Source organism: Nostoc sp. LEGE 12447 (genome assembly GCF_015206985.1).
GTDB lineage: Bacteria > Cyanobacteriota > Cyanobacteriia > Cyanobacteriales > Nostocaceae > Nostoc.
Genome location: NZ_JADEXT010000078.1, coordinates 1 through 16,797, shown reverse-complemented (window position 1 = coordinate 16,797; position 16,797 = coordinate 1). Strand labels below are relative to the sequence as shown.

The 16,797-nt window shown below is 40.4% G+C and carries 13 protein-coding genes and 1 CRISPR repeat array; of the genes, 5 read left to right on the top strand and 8 right to left on the bottom strand.

From position 1 onward, the window contains the following. Positions 1-176: 176 nt before the first annotated feature. Positions 177-3,473: an ATP-binding protein gene (locus tag IQ274_RS34555; RefSeq protein ID WP_194145011.1), complete on the bottom strand. Its 3,297-nt coding sequence runs from the start codon at positions 3,471-3,473 to the stop codon at positions 177-179. Positions 3,474-4,088: 615 nt separating this feature from the next. On the opposite strand from IQ274_RS34555, the gene IQ274_RS34550 reads away from it, so the two are divergent. The 4 genes from IQ274_RS34550 to IQ274_RS34535 all read left to right on the top strand — a co-directional run bounded on the left by IQ274_RS34550 (position 4,089) and on the right by IQ274_RS34535 (position 8,119). Further along, positions 4,089-5,204, top strand: a complete 1,116-nt coding sequence (locus tag IQ274_RS34550; RefSeq protein WP_194145010.1) for a response regulator — start codon at positions 4,089-4,091, stop codon at positions 5,202-5,204. A gap of 321 nt (positions 5,205-5,525) precedes the next feature. Beyond that, positions 5,526-5,705, top strand: a complete 180-nt coding sequence (locus IQ274_RS34545; RefSeq protein ID WP_012407782.1) for a chlorophyll a/b-binding protein — start codon at positions 5,526-5,528, stop codon at positions 5,703-5,705. A gap of 292 nt (positions 5,706-5,997) precedes the next feature. Continuing rightward, the gene (locus IQ274_RS34540; protein WP_114080697.1) at positions 5,998-6,321 is read left to right on the top strand and encodes a hypothetical protein; all 324 of its coding nucleotides are present in this window, start codon (positions 5,998-6,000) and stop codon (positions 6,319-6,321) included. A gap of 366 nt (positions 6,322-6,687) precedes the next feature. Continuing rightward, positions 6,688-7,144: a CRISPR direct-repeat array (repeat unit 37 nt; unit sequence ATTGCAATTTATCAAAATCCCTATTAGGGATTGAAAG). A gap of 147 nt (positions 7,145-7,291) precedes the next feature. After that, positions 7,292-8,119 carry an IS982 family transposase gene (locus IQ274_RS34535; protein WP_194145009.1) on the top strand — a complete coding sequence of 276 codons (828 nt, stop codon included), beginning with the start codon at positions 7,292-7,294 and terminating at the stop codon, positions 8,117-8,119. Between the two features lie 210 nt (positions 8,120-8,329). Here the strand turns inward: IQ274_RS34535 and nifH are convergent, their stop codons facing one another. Beyond that, a complete protein-coding gene (nifH, locus tag IQ274_RS34530; protein WP_163936240.1) occupies positions 8,330-9,223 on the bottom strand; it encodes a nitrogenase iron protein in 894 nt (297 codons plus the stop codon). 108 nt (positions 9,224-9,331) lie between these two features. Between nifH and IQ274_RS34525 the strand changes: the two genes are divergently transcribed. Beyond that, positions 9,332-9,586, top strand: coding sequence for a hypothetical protein (locus IQ274_RS34525; protein WP_163936243.1), 255 nt, complete (start codon positions 9,332-9,334; stop codon positions 9,584-9,586). 979 nt (positions 9,587-10,565) lie between these two features. On the opposite strand, the gene rsgA is transcribed toward IQ274_RS34525, so the two are convergent. The 6 genes from rsgA to IQ274_RS34495 form a co-directional block, all read right to left on the bottom strand. Continuing rightward, entirely contained in the window at positions 10,566-11,627 is a 1,062-nt protein-coding gene (rsgA, locus tag IQ274_RS34520) for a ribosome small subunit-dependent GTPase A (RefSeq protein WP_194145008.1), read from the bottom strand. A gap of 462 nt (positions 11,628-12,089) precedes the next feature. After that, entirely contained in the window at positions 12,090-12,530 is a 441-nt protein-coding gene (locus IQ274_RS34515) for a hypothetical protein (RefSeq protein ID WP_163936249.1), read from the bottom strand. Between the two features lie 285 nt (positions 12,531-12,815). Beyond that, complete coding sequence (locus tag IQ274_RS34510; protein ID WP_190936459.1) at positions 12,816-13,673, bottom strand: DUF72 domain-containing protein; 858 nt, start codon at positions 13,671-13,673, stop codon at positions 12,816-12,818. Between the two features lie 249 nt (positions 13,674-13,922). Continuing rightward, positions 13,923-14,528, bottom strand: coding sequence for a DUF4360 domain-containing protein (locus tag IQ274_RS34505; RefSeq protein WP_163936255.1), 606 nt, complete (start codon positions 14,526-14,528; stop codon positions 13,923-13,925). Positions 14,529-15,374: 846 nt separating this feature from the next. Further along, a complete protein-coding gene (locus IQ274_RS34500; protein ID WP_163936258.1) occupies positions 15,375-16,040 on the bottom strand; it encodes a pentapeptide repeat-containing protein in 666 nt (221 codons plus the stop codon). Positions 16,041-16,122: 82 nt separating this feature from the next. Next, complete coding sequence (locus tag IQ274_RS34495) at positions 16,123-16,617, bottom strand: hypothetical protein (protein ID WP_163936261.1); 495 nt, start codon at positions 16,615-16,617, stop codon at positions 16,123-16,125. Positions 16,618-16,797 lie beyond the last annotated feature (180 nt).

Here is a 16,797-nt window from a genome sequence, read left to right as displayed (position 1 = left end):
ACTCGCGTTCGGTCACGGGCAGGAGACAGATAGCGTAGCGTAAAGCCTGCGGCATAGCTACGCTTAGAGCGAGTCCGCGAGCGTCGGGCAGTTTTCCTCCTGCCTCCTGCCCTCTGCCTCCTGCCTTCCTTGATAAATAACCTCTAATAAAGATGAATAAAATGCGCTTTGCGCGTCTAATTTTTTGGGTTATTTCTTTTTTTGGTACTTCCTAATACAATAATTTCTTCAAAGCAGAAGCAGTCTACGAGATTGGTTAGTGCCTCGATCAGATGATCGTGCTGCTCAGGAATTTGTTTAATCAGCATGAGAATTTCTTTAGCATTTATTCGGAGTGCTGCCTGATGCAGTTGCTCAATCCAGTCGCTGGGCATTACGCTTAAATCTGCAACCGTTAATTTAGGTGTGATGAATGAAGCGTTAGAAGGCTGAGATGCTTTTTCCTGATTTTCTAGTTCATCAGCATAAACATAACGAACACCCAAATATTCAGCCATCTTTTCAAAAATTACGCTCGTCCGAAATGGCTTACGCACAAAGTCATCAAAACCTACGGACAGCGCTGTTAAGCGGTCTTCCTCAAATGCGCTTCCGGTCAATGCAATGATAATTGGGGTTTGAGCGCCTGCTGCTTTAATATGTTTGGTTGCCTCAAATCCATTCATAATTGGCATCCGTAGATCCATCCAAATTAGGTGAGGCGACCAATTTTGCCAAAGTTCGATCGCAGCTTGACCATTTACCGCTTCCCGTACCTCAAAGCCAACGGGTGTTAACAACTCAACTAGAAGCTGCCGATTTTCTAGTTTATCCTCAACAATCAGAATGCGATAGCTGGGTTGTCCCTTTTCTAAACCGATAACTTGCCGACTTGGTGCAGGCGTTGGCAAGGTATCCATAATTACTGCACGAGTTCGGATATCAAAGGTAAAAATTGAGCCTTTTCCTAGCGTGCTATTCACCCTGATATCTCCGCCCATGAGTTGCACAAATCGCTGGCTGATGGGTAATCCAAGTCCAGTCCCTTCCTGAGCTTTTTGTCCCGCCTCTGTTTGGACAAATGGCTCAAATAGACGATTGAAGTCAGAATCAGCAATGCCGCAACCCGTATCTTCGACGCTGAAGTTCAGGGTGATGGGTTCATCTGGTGTGATGTTTTGGTTAGGAGTTTCTACCCGCAAGGTTACTTGACCGATCCGCGTAAACTTAATTGCGTTTCCTAATAGATTAACTAGAACTTGGCGTAATTTACTTTCATCGGCACAGATGTATTGGGGGATGGTTGGCGATCGCTCCAAAATGAGTTTTAATCCTCTCGATTGGGCTTTCAATGCAAACATCTGTTGCAAGCGATCCAAAAGCCCGTAGAGATCAAAATTTGTTTCGCTGAGGATAATTCGACCTGCTTCAATTTTGGACATTTCCAATACATCATTGATTAAGGTCAGTAAGTCTTCGCCACTGCGATTGATCGTATCAAGATATTCTTGTTGCTGTGAGTTAAGCGAACGATTTCGCAGCAGCAGTTGGGTAAAGCCAAGGATGATGTTAAGAGGAGTCCGCAGTTCATGGCTCATATTAGAGAGAAACTGGCTTTTGGCGAGGTTGGCAGCATCTGCGGTTTCTTTGGCTTGCTTGAGCGCGGCTTCGGTTTTTTTCAGCTTGGTGATATCACGAGCCACCCAAAGTACTGTATTGTCAGTTAATGGCGAAACACTAGCTAAAAACCAAGTTTCTCGATTCTTGTTTGATAAGTGGTATTCAACAAAAACATTTTTGCGACTTCCATCTGGGTTTCTGGGTTCTTCTCTCAGATGCAACGCTTGCTGAATGGCATCAAGTATTAAATTGGCGATTTCTTTTGGTAAAACTTCATCAACTTTTTTGCCAATGCGATCCATATCAGGCTTATAAGCGAAGGATTGTGTTAGCACATACTTTGTTTGCACATACTTTTGGTAACGTCCCTCTGCATCAAAAACCACTACCATATCAGTCATAGCAGCGAACATTAATCGGAGTTCTGCTTCGGATGTTTTTAGTGCTGCTTCTACTTTTCGGCGACTCTTTTGGGCAGCTTCGCTAACGCGAATTTCCCTCTGAAGTTGGGCATTTTTCTCACCGAGTTCTATGGTGCGTTGCGTGACTCGGCTTTCTAATTCTTCGTTGGTTCGTGCTAGGGCTAAAAAGGATTCACGCAACTGATGGGCCATAAGGTTAAAAGACTCCGCCAAAGAGTTTAACTCGGTTGTACTGTTCACTGAAACCTTTTGGTCTAAGTTTCCGGCAGCGATCGCTTTGGCTGTACTTCCCAGTCGGAGAATTGGCTGTGTAATCCAGCCGGCTGTCAGAATGCCCAATCCAGTTGCAAGTGCAAAGGCACATAGACAAAGTAAAATTGTGGAACGGGTATTCGCATTAATTTGATCCATGAAATCCCGTTCTGGGACAACTACAACGATTAGCCAGTCCAATCCCTGCTGCTTCATCGGTACAATTTGTAAAAATTGCCGTTGACCCTCAATGTCAAAATCTAGTTGTTGTTTTTCGGTAATCTGGGTTAAGTCTACAAAGTGTTGCTGCAAAAATTCAGTAGTGCGTTGCGTCAAAATATCACTACTTGCGATCGCCTGAACTCGAACCGGATTCTGATCTATGATTGGGGCTGTCGGATTTGCAATTACGTAGGGTTGTTGAGTGGCAGAACTCCCAACCAATAATCCTGTTTGGCGTTCTAGGATGAAAGTTTCACCCGTTCGCCCGATTTTGAGACTCCGCAGATATTGACTAATCCCAGTCAGTGAAAAATCGACAGCAGTAACGCCGAGCAGATTGCCGCCATCATCATAGATCGGCAAGCTGGCATTTAGCACATATTTGGGTGTGGCAAACAGTTTATAAATTCCACCCCAGCTAGGTGTCTTAGACTTAACTGCCGATTTATACCACGGACGAGTCCGAGGATCGTAATTAGGCTTGGATCTTAATAATTTAGTGTAATGTCCCGGTTGGTCTGCGGCGTAAATCCGAATTTCATTCCCAGTGGACTTACCTGAAAGTTTCACCTCAAACTGACCATCATCCGCCCTTTGAACTGCAACATGTTCACCATATTCTGACCCAAAGTAAACTGCTGTCACTGTGTCAAAGGTCTTCAGTTGATACCAAAGGTGTTGTTCTAATGTTAATAATTTTTGGATATTAAGTTCACCCAGCTTAATGGCATTAGCATTTAGTTGATTGATTTTATGAGGCGTTTCAACATATACCTTTAGGTACTGCTGGATTCGAGCTGTGATTTCATTTCGGAGTTGGATTGCAACTTCATTAACTGCTCGTTGCCCATTATGTATTGATAGCCACCCAGTTAGCCCTACGGCTAGAGAAATTTGCAGTACAAACGGCACTACAAGAATGTGGCGCAACTGCACATTTTTAGTAAGCTTTGAAAGTTGAAGGGTGAAAGAAGGCATATCCGAATTCCTGAAATTAAACAGCAATGTTGGGGTAATAATATTTACACAGAAGCCTCTTGATTTTGATGAATTCTATTTGGCATAATTATAGAAGATTAACTCTCTCAGATGATATTACCCTTTTGGGTAATATTGAAAACTAATACATCATCCTATTCTGTGAGAGTTTGAATTTATCTTTTTCTTAAAAAGTTCAGAATCCTCTAAGTCCTTCTCCTTTAAGAAACGCTACATATAGCTTGCTTGTACCGAGCTAACTCTGGTACGCTGCCCTAGCTACTCAATCTTGAAAAATCAAGCTAAAAAACGGATAATAATAAGGTTATAACTTGATTTAAAATTGTGAGAAAATTATGTAAAGTAATTAAAATGGAAAATTTTTACGTACTCAATTTATTTTTAATTACTGCCAATAAAAATAACTTAAGTAGGTAAACGGATATAAAAAAATAATATAAATAAATGTAAATTTATCAGTGCCTTGGAAATTACCAATATCATCAATAGATTTGTTGCATGAATGGAATTTATTATCACTTATAATCCATAATTTATTTACATTAAGTTACCACTAGCTTGATAATTAACGACTCTCTTAGCCCTTTGAGAAGTATGGAATTAAGCCAATCATCCAAGGGAGATATTCTCATAGTTGATGACACTCTAGATAATCTTCGCCTCCTATCAGCAATGCTTACCGAGCAAGGATACGAAGTGAGGAGTGTTACCAATGGTTCTATGGCGTTGATTGGCATACAAGCTCAACCTCCAGACTTGATTCTGCTCGATATTACCATGCCCGGAATGAACGGCTATGAAGTATGTCAGCGACTCAAATCTAATCCTCAAACACAAGAGATTCCTGTCATTTTTATTAGTGCGTTGAATGAGGTATTTGATAAAGTGAAAGCCTTTTCGGTTGGAGGCGTTGATTTTATTAACAAACCTTTTCAGATTGAAGAGGTGGTTGCTCGAATGGAGCATCAACTCAACCTTTGCCGCTTACAAATGCAACTCCAGGAGCAAAATCGGCGCTTGCAGGAGACAGAAGCAGAACTAAGGCGATCGCTCGATCATCAAAAAGCGTTGAATCAACGCATCGAGGAAATGGTGGCGCTAGAAGAACGCAATCGCATTGCGCGTGACATCCACGACTCTCTAGGACATTCTCTCGTAGCGCTAAATGTGCAAATGGAAACAGCATTAACCCTTTGGGAAACCGATCCTAATCGGGCGCGATCGTTTTTATCAGCAGCGAAAAAATTGGGTTCTGAAGCCTTGCAAGAGGTACGCGAATCAGTTTCGGCAATTCGCTCCGATCCACTCCACGGACAATTACTCGAAAATGCGATCGCTAACCTTGCACAGGAATTTTATCACCTCACCGATGTCTTACCATACTGCAAAATTGATTTGTCACAACCGCTTTCCGATTCAGTAAATCATGTTGTGTATCGCATTATCCAGGAAGGGCTAACCAATATTTATAAACACGCCAATGCCACAGCTGTTCAAATTAGAATTCAAACAACGGCGGCGGGGCTATCGTTGATACTCCAAGATAATGGCAAAGGCTTTGAATGCGATCAATCCGTTGCCGGATACGGACTCCAGGGAATGCGAGAACGAATGGCTACAGTAAATGCCCAGCTAGAAATTGTCAGTAAACCGGGCGCGGGTTGTCGAATTGTTGCTAACTTTGCCAGAGATGAGGGAGGAGGAGGCTGACAGGTGTAGGTTTTTTATTTGTGCATGAGTGGGCACTCTCAAACAGAGTTCTAAACGTGGTTCAAATAACGAAATTTCGTTCTTGGGTGGGAAATCAGAAATTAAAATTTGAGTTCTCAACCAACGGAAAAACCCTATTACAGCCACATTTGTTAAATACCTACACCTGTTCAGCCTACCCCTCCCCCCCTGCCTCTTCATTGAGCAGATTTTTCTTCAGCTTTTCTTTATTCACACAATGTTGCATTTTTTTAAACATCTGTTACATTACTTTACAGACAGTTACAACTGCTATAACACTTGAACTTTGGAGTTTTACTCATGACAGGTTTTAAGAATCCTGCGCCTATTGTTTCAGAAGATCCTAATGCTGTGCGTTTTGGCTTCACTCCTCAAAGTGAAAATTGGAACGGTCGTCTTGCAATGATTGGTTTTTTATCTGCGATTTTGATTGAAGCTTTTTCTGGTCAAGGGTTACTCCATTTCTGGGGCATCCTCTAAATTGATCGTAGTAGGGGTAGATGGCTGTCATTAGTGTTTACTGAAACCAAAACCCTTTTAAAACCTCATTTCCAGGTTTAAGCTGGATGGGCTGCAACTGCTTACTGGCTTTGACTTGAAGTTGACATCAATGCACAGTTACGACCCCCTACTAACCGTCTAGATTCCACGCACATCATTCGTTGCTAATGTATGACGGCTGTTGAGATTGGTGCAAAATACCAGATTTTTCCGGTTAAGCCAAAATATAAGTGAATAACTACTTTACATTGAATATGTATAGCTAAAACTCATGGAAATACCCCAACGCGTATCTGTTCGCTACAAAGACGCGTCCTTCAATAGCAACGAGATCCGCTTAAGAACCTTCCGGCTTGGGTTACAAATATGGGAAGAACAAACCAAACCGAGAAAAACAGAGCTTTATCAGTTTATATCGTCTTGCTTGAAACAAGTTGATCGGCAAGATCGTTTTATGTTTTCTCTACTGTTCATAGAATTAACAGACATGATACGTAATTCTTCGCTAGAAAGGGGAACGAAAGAGGTTTTGATTAAAACAGCTTTTAGGGAGTTTGCTTGTGCGATAACAGACTTTGAAGACGTTGGCAAATAAAGTTAATCATGGGGGTGCTGGTATTTTGTAGATGTAGCCCACCCCGGCATCACTCTAACTAATCGAGTAGGGTATTTATAAGTAGGCAGCTTTCCAATCAGATTAGTTTTTTTGCTAAATGCGCGGATGGGTAGGTGTTGGGAAAGGGGTAACTAGAAAAATGGCTGAACTGTGCTATGTGCAAGAACTGGGGAGCGATGCCGGCGGCGGGCTACGCCTACGTATTTCTAAACCATCCGCGCACCCTATGGAGACTAGTTTTCAGCCATTTGCCTCTAGCCAAATCACAATTCATCGTGTTATCATTTCAGCATTCGCGCAACCGAACCTTGAAAACCAAATAGGGCAAAGCTTTCAGAAGCCAGCATTGCAATTTATCAAAATCCCTATTAGGGATTGAAAGGATTTTAGGGATTTATATATACTTCTGGCTAGGCATTGCAATTTATCAAAATCCCTATTAGGGATTGAAAGTTCCTGATTTTCCAATACCAAGAACCTTATGTTTAATTGCAATTTATCAAAATCCCTATTAGGGATTGAAAGCTATCAAATTGTTTGGGAGGAAAGCCTATTGTATTGCAATTTATCAAAATCCCTATTAGGGATTGAAAGGTTAAACATAAGGTTCTTGGTATTGGAAAATCATTGCAATTTATCAAAATCCCTATTAGGGATTGAAAGGCATCGGGAGCGATCAATGGGTGGGAGCGACTAATTGCAATTTATCAAAATCCCTATTAGGGATTGAAAGAAAGAGACAATTCGGGCGAGAACCATCCACAAATTGCAATTTATCAAAATCCCTATTAGGGATTGAAAGAAAACAGGTGATTGTCACGGGAAGATATCATCTATTGCAATTTATCAAAATCCCTATTAACTCAAGTTGCTAGTTACTCTGGAAGAGGGATGACATAGGGGTAGAGAAAAAAGAAAATCCCTCCAAACAGACAATGAGGAGGAAGATATGTTAAATGAAATAGTTACGATCTATTCTGTGATAGATGACCTATTAAAGGCGATTGGACATGATCAGGATATTCGTTGTGAAATGAGTGATGCAGAAATTATCACAACGGCAATAATTGCAGCTATGTACTTTAGTGGTAATCATAGTAAGGCTTGCAGCTACATGAAAGATCATAATTTGATACCACGAATGTTAGAAAAGTCACGATTTAATCGGCGATTGCATCATGTCTCAATGTTAATTAACGATTTATTCCATCAAGTAGGAATGGCACTGAAAGAAATTAGTGAAAATACGGAATATCTTTTAGACTCGTTTCCCGTACCAATATGTGATAACATTCGTATCTTTAATGCCAAGCTCATCCAATCGAAAGAATATCGGGGTTATATCGCATCCAAGAAACGTTATTTTTATGGAGTGAGAGTACAGTTATTAACTACCAAAACAGGTATTCCAGTGGAATTTGTGTTCATGCCAGCCAGTGCGACAGATATACGGGGATTGAGTGCTTTACCTTTGAATTTACCACCTGGGACTCAGGTTTATGCCGATTCTGCCTATCTTGATTACACTGTGGAAGATGACTTAATTGAAACTAGTCAAATCTCGATGCAAGTCATGCGAAAAAGTAACTCTAAACGTCTTGATGCACCGTGGACTCAATACATTAAACAGTCTATTCGTCACTACATTGAAACCGTATTTAGCGGAGTTACGAGTTGTTTCCAAAAATCGATTCATGCAGTAACATATGAAGGGTTTTTACTGAAGTTACAAGCTTTTATTTTTGCCTACACTCTGCAACAAGCTTTTATTGACTAAGTTACAAATGTCACCTTCTCTTCAACTAAACTGAATATTCATGATTGCACTTTTGTGGTAGTTGTATTTCGTACAACCGCTTATTTACTGTGCCTACATTTCCCATATCCTCATTTGTATTTTATTACCCGCAACTTGAGTTATTAGGGATTTAAACGAATGAGAAAAGGGTGGACAAGTAGCCCACCCTAAACCATTATTTAATTAGTATTACTTGACTGGTGCTTCAGTAGCAGTCTTACCAACAAGCATTGCGGTATTTTCATCGCTTTCGAGGATACCGAATTCAATCAACAACTCTTCTAACTCTTCCATCTCAATAGGAGTGGGGACAGAAAGCTTGTCGTTGTTGATAATCTTGGTAGCCAATGTCCGATATTCGTTACTTTGATTGCTATCTGGTGCGTACTCGTTAACAGTCATCCGACGCAATTCTGCGTGTTGAACAATGTTGTCACGAGGTACGTAGTGAATCATTTGGGTGTTCAAACGTTTTGCCAAGGTTTCGATTAAGTCGATTTCTCGGTCAACGTTACGGCTGTTACAAATCAAACCACCCAAGCGCACTCCGCCAGTGTGAGCATATTTGAGAACACCACGAGCGATGTTGTTAGCTGCATACATCGCCATCATTTCACCAGAGGTAACGATGTAGATTTCTTGTGCCTTGCCTTCACGGATAGGCATAGCAAAACCACCGCACACAACGTCACCTAAAACGTCGTAACTTACAAAATCAACGTCTTTGTAGGCACCGTTTTCTTCTAGGAAGTTGATAGCAGTGATGATACCACGACCAGCGCAACCTACACCGGGTTCAGGGCCACCAGACTCCACACAACGTACATCACGGAAACCAGTCAGCATTACTTCTTCGAGTTCAATATCTTCTACAGCGCCTCTTTCAGCAGCTAATTGAAGAACACTTGTTTGAGCTTTACTATGTAGCATCAAACGGGTAGAGTCAGCTTTAGGGTCGCAACCGACAATTAGAATGCGTTGACCCATTTCAGCCATTGCTGCAAGGGTGTTTTGAGAGGTAGTAGATTTACCAATACCGCCTTTACCATAGAAAGCTATTTGTCTAATCTTTTCGTCAGCCATGGTTGTGTTTTCCTACAATGATTTAATTGATGGGTCGGAAGCTTGATATGAGATATTCACCCTTGGAACGTAGGGAAGTAGAGCCTGTTGGCGTTAACGTGTAGCAACTTGTCACTAGACATTGCACCCCGACAAAAACAGCTAAAATCAGAACATATTTACCCACAAAGCGATAGCTCAAGTGATAGAAAATCTCTATCTCCTAATAACGAAGTCTTTAAAACGTTGACTTCAGCATTGTCAGTTGTTGTAACAGAATCCCAAATGGTTGCTCAAGCCTCAAGAGTGGTTGCAGCAGGAATTCAAACGAACGCAGATTTATTCCCTGAACCACACAACCAACCAAATTGCAATCCACTCTAAATGGTCACTGCAACTTCTTTGATTTTGCTGATGTCAAATTGCCAAAAACTTCAATAGTGCTTATCGTTTCGTGATTGATGCAGCAAGATAAATTCCAGCCTAAAAGTGGTAGCTATAGGTGCAATACTATAATGTTTGCACAGGCAATCTCTAACACTTTAGCTTAGACAATATCTAAGTGACTTTTGACAGTATGGTTTATGGCACCATTCTGCTTAGAGTTTTTGTTCCAAAAGTCATCAACTGCTTCAACTTAGTTCGCGGTTGAAAATGTTTGCTCCCACAAAACTAAGTTTGTAAATATTCTGTATTTCTATGGATTTGTCAGGCTGTACTAAGAGTCTTTCTTCCCAGACTCCAAGAGTAATTGCCTTTGGCGGGTAATGTTCTAGCTAGGTTAGCCAACTCTTATTGGCTCATACCCAGATAAATTTTGATTGACTTCAAGTTGTTACAAAGGCTACTATCCTACTCAATCTAGTTTTAGATTTTTGTTACAGAAATATGTAGCGAATTGAAGTAGACTTACCAGAGCAAAAAAAACTTTCTTGAGCTTGCCTCAAAATTATCTTGAAGTTTTTTTGTGCTTTCACTCGTTTTGATTCCTATAAAAACCATAACATACATCTCAATAATTTATTTGTCAAATCTCAAATTATTTATTTACTAGATAGAAGATTATCCTTACAATCTTTTATAGCCATAAGTTACACGCTCAAAGGTTGCCAATTATTTAAATTATTGCCATAGTCAATATGTACAGTTAGATACTTTCGGATATTTGATAAAAGTATTTAAAACTAATGTTTTATAAAAAAATACAATTTGTTATTTTTCACTTTAAAATTCGTCATGAAAGTAGATTCAATTAAGGTAAAAGCTAATAAGCTTTTAAAGATTGTCTCTTGCTTCTCGTTTCCAGTCTCTAGCTGGAAACGAGGTTTTAAAAGAGTTTTAGCTGAAGTTGATACCTGTGCAATTAGCGCTTGTGATGATTTCGCATGGCTTTATGAATCTTTTTCCAGCGTTCTTTCTCGGCTAGTTGCATCCTCTGGTCTTGTTTGCGGGTAAGGTAATCGAGTTCTTTTTGCAACTTTTGGTAGCTGAGAAACCTGGAATAATCAAGTTCTCCTTCAGCCAAAGCCTGCTGGACTACACAACCGGGTTCGTTATTATGCTGACAATTACGAAAATGGCATTTTTGGGCCAAGGTTTCTATATCTGTAAAAGTTTCTTGCAAACCTTCGTCACTTGCCCAAATTTGGATTTCCCGCATTCCTGGCGTATCAATAATTAATCCACCAGTAGAGAGCAAAATTAATTCACGATGAGTTGTTGTGTGTCTACCTCGGTCATCACCTCGCCGTACTGGTTGTACCATTTGCACAGATGTGCCTTGTAGTTGGTTAGTGATGGTGGATTTACCAACACCAGAAGACCCCAACAAAGCAACTGTTTGTCCTGTTTGCAGGTAAGGTTTTAAGCCATCTAATCCTTGATGATTGGTGGCACTTAAAACTACAATTGGTACACCCAAAGCAACTGCTTCTACTTGTGCTAAGTACTCTTCTAGAGAGTTACACAAATCTGCTTTGTTTAACACCACTACTGGATTTGCACCACTTTCCCAAGCCAGAATTAGATAACGTTCAACTCTTCTAGGGTTAAAATCGCCATCCAGCCCTGAGACTAAAAAAACTGTATCAATATTAGCTGCAACAATTTGTTCTTCTGTTTTACTACCTACCGTCTTGCGGGAGAATTTGCTTTTCCTGGGTAAAATCTCGTTGATGGTGGCTTGTCTTTCAGATTCTCTTACACTAATAACAACCCAATCTCCCACTGCTGGAAAGTCTTGTGGTTGGGAAGCCCGATGCCGCAATTTGCCTGCAACTTCTGCTGACAGTTCTCCCTCTTCACTATAAAGGGTGTAAGTATTTCTGTATTCAATCGCAACCCTACCAACACTAAATCCTTGTAAGCGATAGGGTTCAAAGCTGCGAGCAAAAAAGTCACTCCAGCCTAAATAATCCAAATTCATTGATGTTTCCTCGATGTGTGCTACTTGTTTTGCACAAGGTTCCACAGAGGAGGACATTTCTATGCAGGGAAGCCCCCAGCACAATAATGTCTGTAAATTCTAGTTGTCATTCCTGTAGAAAGAGGACTGAACAAGAATCTCTGTGCCTTGTGTCCGTTGGGTTGGGATGGTCAAATTAACCCGGACTGCTAGCAACTCAGTCATAGTTCGTCCTCCTTATGTACTACAGTAAATAATCTACATTACTACACTAGCCTATTCCAGAAAATTCGTTTAAAAAGCAGATATAGCAATCTGATTTGATTTCTGTTCGCCCAGCGCAAGCGCGATAGGAAGGCAACAGACAACAGGGAATAGGCAACAGTTAAAAAGCCTATTTGAGCTATACTGATTTTTTTCAAAAATCAAATATGAGTCCTATATTAAGCTTGCTTTGCTCTTAACTCCTAACTTCTGTCTTTTTCAAATAGCTCTTTGTCGCACCTGTGGCCCATCAAGTCCTTGTTTAATCCAACTCAAGCATTCGTATTCGGATTTGAATAATTTTGGAGCCGCAATATTATTCAATAACTCTGGTGGATAATGGTCATAAAAGCATTTGTCTCCTTCTTGAAAGATAATAATCAAATGGTTACGGTAAATGTAGCGAGACTTAAAAAAATCTCTCTGGTTCACAAAGTCTGAGTTTTGATCGATATGTTCTTTTGCAATGTCAACGATATTACTAACGCTACTTCCATAGATTCCTACTGGGTTTTCTGCTTTATGAAATTGGCTTCTGTGACCAATTTCAGATAGTAATTTATAAGAATAAATCTCGTAATTATCAACTTTCCCAAAAACGAATGGAATGATGAGATATCCTTTGTATGAGACTGAACTTTCATAAAGAAGACGACTCATCTTAACCTCCTTTGGCGTAACTGCTTTCAAAAAATGCTTAAATTACATATTAAAAATCAATACTTTTCTTTTTAGATATATTTATCTATCACCTAAACCCTCATCACCATTTAACAAAAACGGTAATAGCCGTTTTTGTCAATAAGAAAGAAATATCAAGCATTAACAGAAAAGTACTGAAATACTAATTATCGCTCTTTTTTTATCACTAAACATTAGATATATTATAAAAGTTATAAATTTCATTCTGTGGGACTATTTCCTTTGATCCTTGCGCCTTGCCTTTCAAGACCATAAACTCAGCTGATTGGGGGGATGCTCAAGGTTATTCCAAGGTAAGGGTGGAACTGGTGTATCACTCTGTTCTAATAGCTGTTGGAAGTGACGAGCTATGTTAGGCGATCGCGCTTCTATTGGACAATGAACAAAGAAATAAATTCGCACTCCCGCCTGTAACCATTGCTGAATCTGCCTTACCCACTCTTCCATAAACGGCTGATTCACTGATAAATTTGGATGGGAAATAAACCGAATCAGAGTAAAAGGTGCTGTCACACTCAATTGCAACGGTAATTTGGGTTTACGTCGTTCTGATTGCAACTGGGGGTCATCATCTCCAGTGTAAATGGGGCGCGAGTCTAAAAGTACCCGTCCTACACCTAGCTTTTGCAAAAGCGCTGTCAAATTACTAGCATGGGGTTCTCTGAACCAGTCGGGATGACGAACTTCCAGGGCTAGGGGTGCATCTGTGCGCGGCCAAGCTTCCAGAAAGCTAGTCAAATCTTCAAGTAATGCAGGTGCATAACTAGGTGGTAACTGGGCAAATATTGGCCCAAGATGCTTACCTAAAGGGCGCATCCCTTCCAGAAATTTTAAAGCCGCCGGAATATAAGGTTGTAGCAACCCTTGATGGGTAATATCTCGCGGTAATTTTAGACAAAATTCAAAACCTGCTGGTGTTTCGGCAGCCCAACGGGTTACTGTTTGTTGGTTAGGCACGGCATAAAAGGTGGTGTTACCTTCTACAGTGGTGAAACGACGACTGTAGAGATTGAGAAAATCGGCGGTGCGAGTACCTTGGGGGTAAAGTTCGCCAACCCAACCTTTATATGCCCAAACAGCACAACCAATAAAAAAGTTCACAATGCCTAAAAGCCTTGATGTATCATATTCAATTTTACAGGTTGGTTGTAGGAATAGATGAGGCTAGGTCAGATTCCCGACTTACTTGGTACTAAAAGATTTGAAAGCTTTAAGTGCAAAAAAGGCTTTGTTGAGTTATGTAAGAAAACCTAACATCGATACAGAGTGTTAGGTTCCTTGTTGCTCAAGCCAACAAAGCCTTAGATTTTTTTAAAGCTAAAAGTTTGTTGCTCTTGGCTTTGAAAAGACTTAACGACACTGGCGATATTTGACGTGATAAACCAACCCTCGGTGGGCGAGGTCAAAGGAGTCAACAGTTGCTATACCTTGACCACTGGCGGTCATCGCAGCATTTACCCGCATATTTACACTGTCACCACAGCGTGACCAAACATCAGCTACAGTCACTAATTGATCACGAACGTTGTAATCACTTTCGCCGTTAAATGTCCGAGAAAAAACAGGCCCACGCTGACCAGCAAAAAAGTACTCTGCTCTTAGTCTGCCAATTGTGCTAGGAGCAACATAGCCCCGATAATCAGCATCGTAGAGGGAAATTTGAAAGCCTTGGGGGACTTTGATTGGAATACTTAAGTTACAGTTTTTGCGTCTTTCTTCTGCTTTATTCCCTACAGCTATAAACTTATCAAATAGAATACTTAGCTCTTGACCATCGGGGCTGACACTTACACTAGCAGATCCTTCAGGGCAGCCATTACCACCATATTCTGCACCTACAATTTCCACTTTGTCGTTAGCAAAAGCAGGGCCGACGGAAGCTGTTATCAGTGTAGCCGCAGCTAGAAAAGATTTGATAAAGTTGATAGATGTTGTCTTGAAATTTTGATTATTCATAACTCACCTGTTTTGAGTATTTGGATAGTGTTAGCTCCAAATTTGTTGCGGCTGATTCCGGAAAACTGATCGTTAAAAAAATCAGTATCGACCATATTTAAATGGGAGGCAAAGCCCATGTATAACTTATGACAAGCTGATAGACTCTTGATATATAAAGAATCTAAAGCAAACTTATTTCCGGTTAAATAATCAACGCATTAATAGGGCAAGTATAAATTTGCAAACTAGACAATCTGCTCAAAGAAGCCGAAATATAGACTGTTAAAGCCATAATAGACATCTCAAAACTATCGAAAAGTTAGCTGTTTAACTTACCGAAGCTACATCTGCATATTGAAATTTAGGTAACTAGAATTAAACTGAATTACTTATAGAAGTATCTAAATTAAATTCAGTGTTCTAATTTAGAGTAAATACGTAATTAATGTATAACTGCTGAATAAAAATCAACACCTTACCTCACTAAATAAAATATTTAGCAGTCTACAATTAGCGATATTTTTTCTCTAATTAATTCTAATTTTTGACTTCTAACTTCTTAGTTAAGCCTTGGATATTTAATCTGTACTTGCTTAATGACTAAAGATTTTATATTGTGTTCCCGTAAAATTGACTAGGCGATCGCAATTAATGATTTAACCGCCAGGCAAGGGCACAGCATTACTTATGCGTGTCAACTTAGGTACTTATACTAATACGCTTGGGTTAAGGGCTACTTGCAAAAATTTTGGGTTTTTGAGACGCGATAAATCGCCGTCTCTACAAGTGTTTTGGTCTTTTATACTCAAAAAAATTGGGTAGCACACCTGTGCTACCTGACTCTGTATCGTAGTGCAACCTCGGTTATTGATAAATTTCCCCATCAGGCATAATTGCCCCAGCTAAGTTAGCGCCAATTAATTTAACCAAAAGGCGCTCACCAGAACGAATCCGCGCTCCTGTTAAGTCCGCTCCTCGTAAGTCAGTTCCACTGAGATCCGCACCAATTAAATTAGCACCACGTAAATTCGCCTCCCTGAGATCCGCTAAAAGGAGGTTTGCCCGAAATAAATTTGCTTCAGATAAATTCGCCCCTCTGAGGTTGACTTTGTGCATAAAAGTGTCGCTGAGATTAGCACCGCTCAAGTTGGCATAACTCAGATTTCTGCCAGATAAGTCTTTGTTGCTCAAATTTGCCCGACTATAGTCTTTACCACTCAAGTCTGAGTTTTGCTTCGGTGGTGGCTGGGTTTTTTGAGGTGATGTTTGCTGTTGATATGACGGTGAAGGTGAAGGTGAAGGTGAATTAGATATGGTTTGATGTTTGGTTTTTAAAGAGCGCAATTTTTCACGAGCTTCATTTATGGCTTTCAGCTTGTCTTGTGCTTTCTGCTGTAAACGGAGATTTTCTTTGGGAATGCGATCGGGATGCCAAACAAAGACTAAATCTTTGTAAGCCTGGTTCACTTCTTCAAGTGTTGCCCCAGGCTCTAATTCCAAAATTCTATAGTACCGCTCCAGATCGCTCATACGATATTTTGGTGGACAATCAACTTAATTATGAGTGATGGAGCCATGTATTCGCTGCATCTTTTGCCACTCCCCTGCTTCCTCATCTCTCCATCTCCCGATTTCTCCATCGAGCGATCGCTCTTAAATATGCTGCAACTGGAATTTGATAAATTTCAATAACAATCCAAACAATAATTGATAAATGTGATAAAAAGGTCAATACTGTCCAAATATATGGTGTCCAAGTAATGGGTTCCTTGAGGTCAGCAGGAAAATAGTAAGCTACTATGCCAATTAAAGTAGTGGGAAGAATTACAAAAACTGCTGCCGCTAGTCCATAACCCCAACCTAACTCCACACCTTCTAACTGGCCTTCTGTCCAACTAAACCCATTCCAACGCCAAGTTAATGGTGGTTGTCTAGAAGGCATCTTGATTTGCTGGATTTCTAAGTTGACTGTAAAAATCTCTTGACAAAAATCACAAGCCATCGCTTCCATCAATGGCATGTGAGAAATCTTACCTATTCGACAGACTGGGCAGGGGTAAACTCCATAATAGTCGAAAGATTGGGCTAAGATTTTGGAACTGGGCATAATGAAACTGATGATCCTAAAAAGTTAATCTGGTCAATGAGGACTTGGGTCAGAATAATGTATGGCGATCGTCAATTGTCTGCAATCAGCTTTCGCAAGGTGAAATGACAAGTCAGGAGAATTACTGATGTTTTCTTTTGCATGAAGTACGAAGGTACGGGTTTGAGGGCAGGGGGCAGG

What these genes read in the sequence shown, in the direction of transcription:
- IQ274_RS34545 (WP_012407782.1), top strand. Translation starts at nt 5,526, where the DNA reads ATGACAGGTTTTAAGAATCCTGCGCCTATTGTTTCAGAAGATCCTAAT.
- IQ274_RS34515 (WP_163936249.1), bottom strand. Translation starts at nt 12,530, where the DNA reads ATGAGTCGTCTTCTTTATGAAAGTTCAGTCTCATACAAAGGATATCTC.
- IQ274_RS34540 (WP_114080697.1), top strand. Translation starts at nt 5,998, where the DNA reads ATGGAAATACCCCAACGCGTATCTGTTCGCTACAAAGACGCGTCCTTC.
- IQ274_RS34535 (WP_194145009.1), top strand. Translation starts at nt 7,292, where the DNA reads ATGTTAAATGAAATAGTTACGATCTATTCTGTGATAGATGACCTATTA.
- IQ274_RS34500 (WP_163936258.1), bottom strand. Translation starts at nt 16,040, where the DNA reads ATGAGCGATCTGGAGCGGTACTATAGAATTTTGGAATTAGAGCCTGGG.
- IQ274_RS34505 (WP_163936255.1), bottom strand. Translation starts at nt 14,528, where the DNA reads ATGAATAATCAAAATTTCAAGACAACATCTATCAACTTTATCAAATCT.
- IQ274_RS34495 (WP_163936261.1), bottom strand. Translation starts at nt 16,617, where the DNA reads ATGCCCAGTTCCAAAATCTTAGCCCAATCTTTCGACTATTATGGAGTT.
- IQ274_RS34550 (WP_194145010.1), top strand. Translation starts at nt 4,089, where the DNA reads ATGGAATTAAGCCAATCATCCAAGGGAGATATTCTCATAGTTGATGAC.
- nifH (WP_163936240.1), bottom strand. Translation starts at nt 9,223, where the DNA reads ATGGCTGACGAAAAGATTAGACAAATAGCTTTCTATGGTAAAGGCGGT.
- IQ274_RS34555 (WP_194145011.1), bottom strand. Translation starts at nt 3,473, where the DNA reads ATGCCTTCTTTCACCCTTCAACTTTCAAAGCTTACTAAAAATGTGCAG.
- rsgA (WP_194145008.1), bottom strand. Translation starts at nt 11,627, where the DNA reads ATGAATTTGGATTATTTAGGCTGGAGTGACTTTTTTGCTCGCAGCTTT.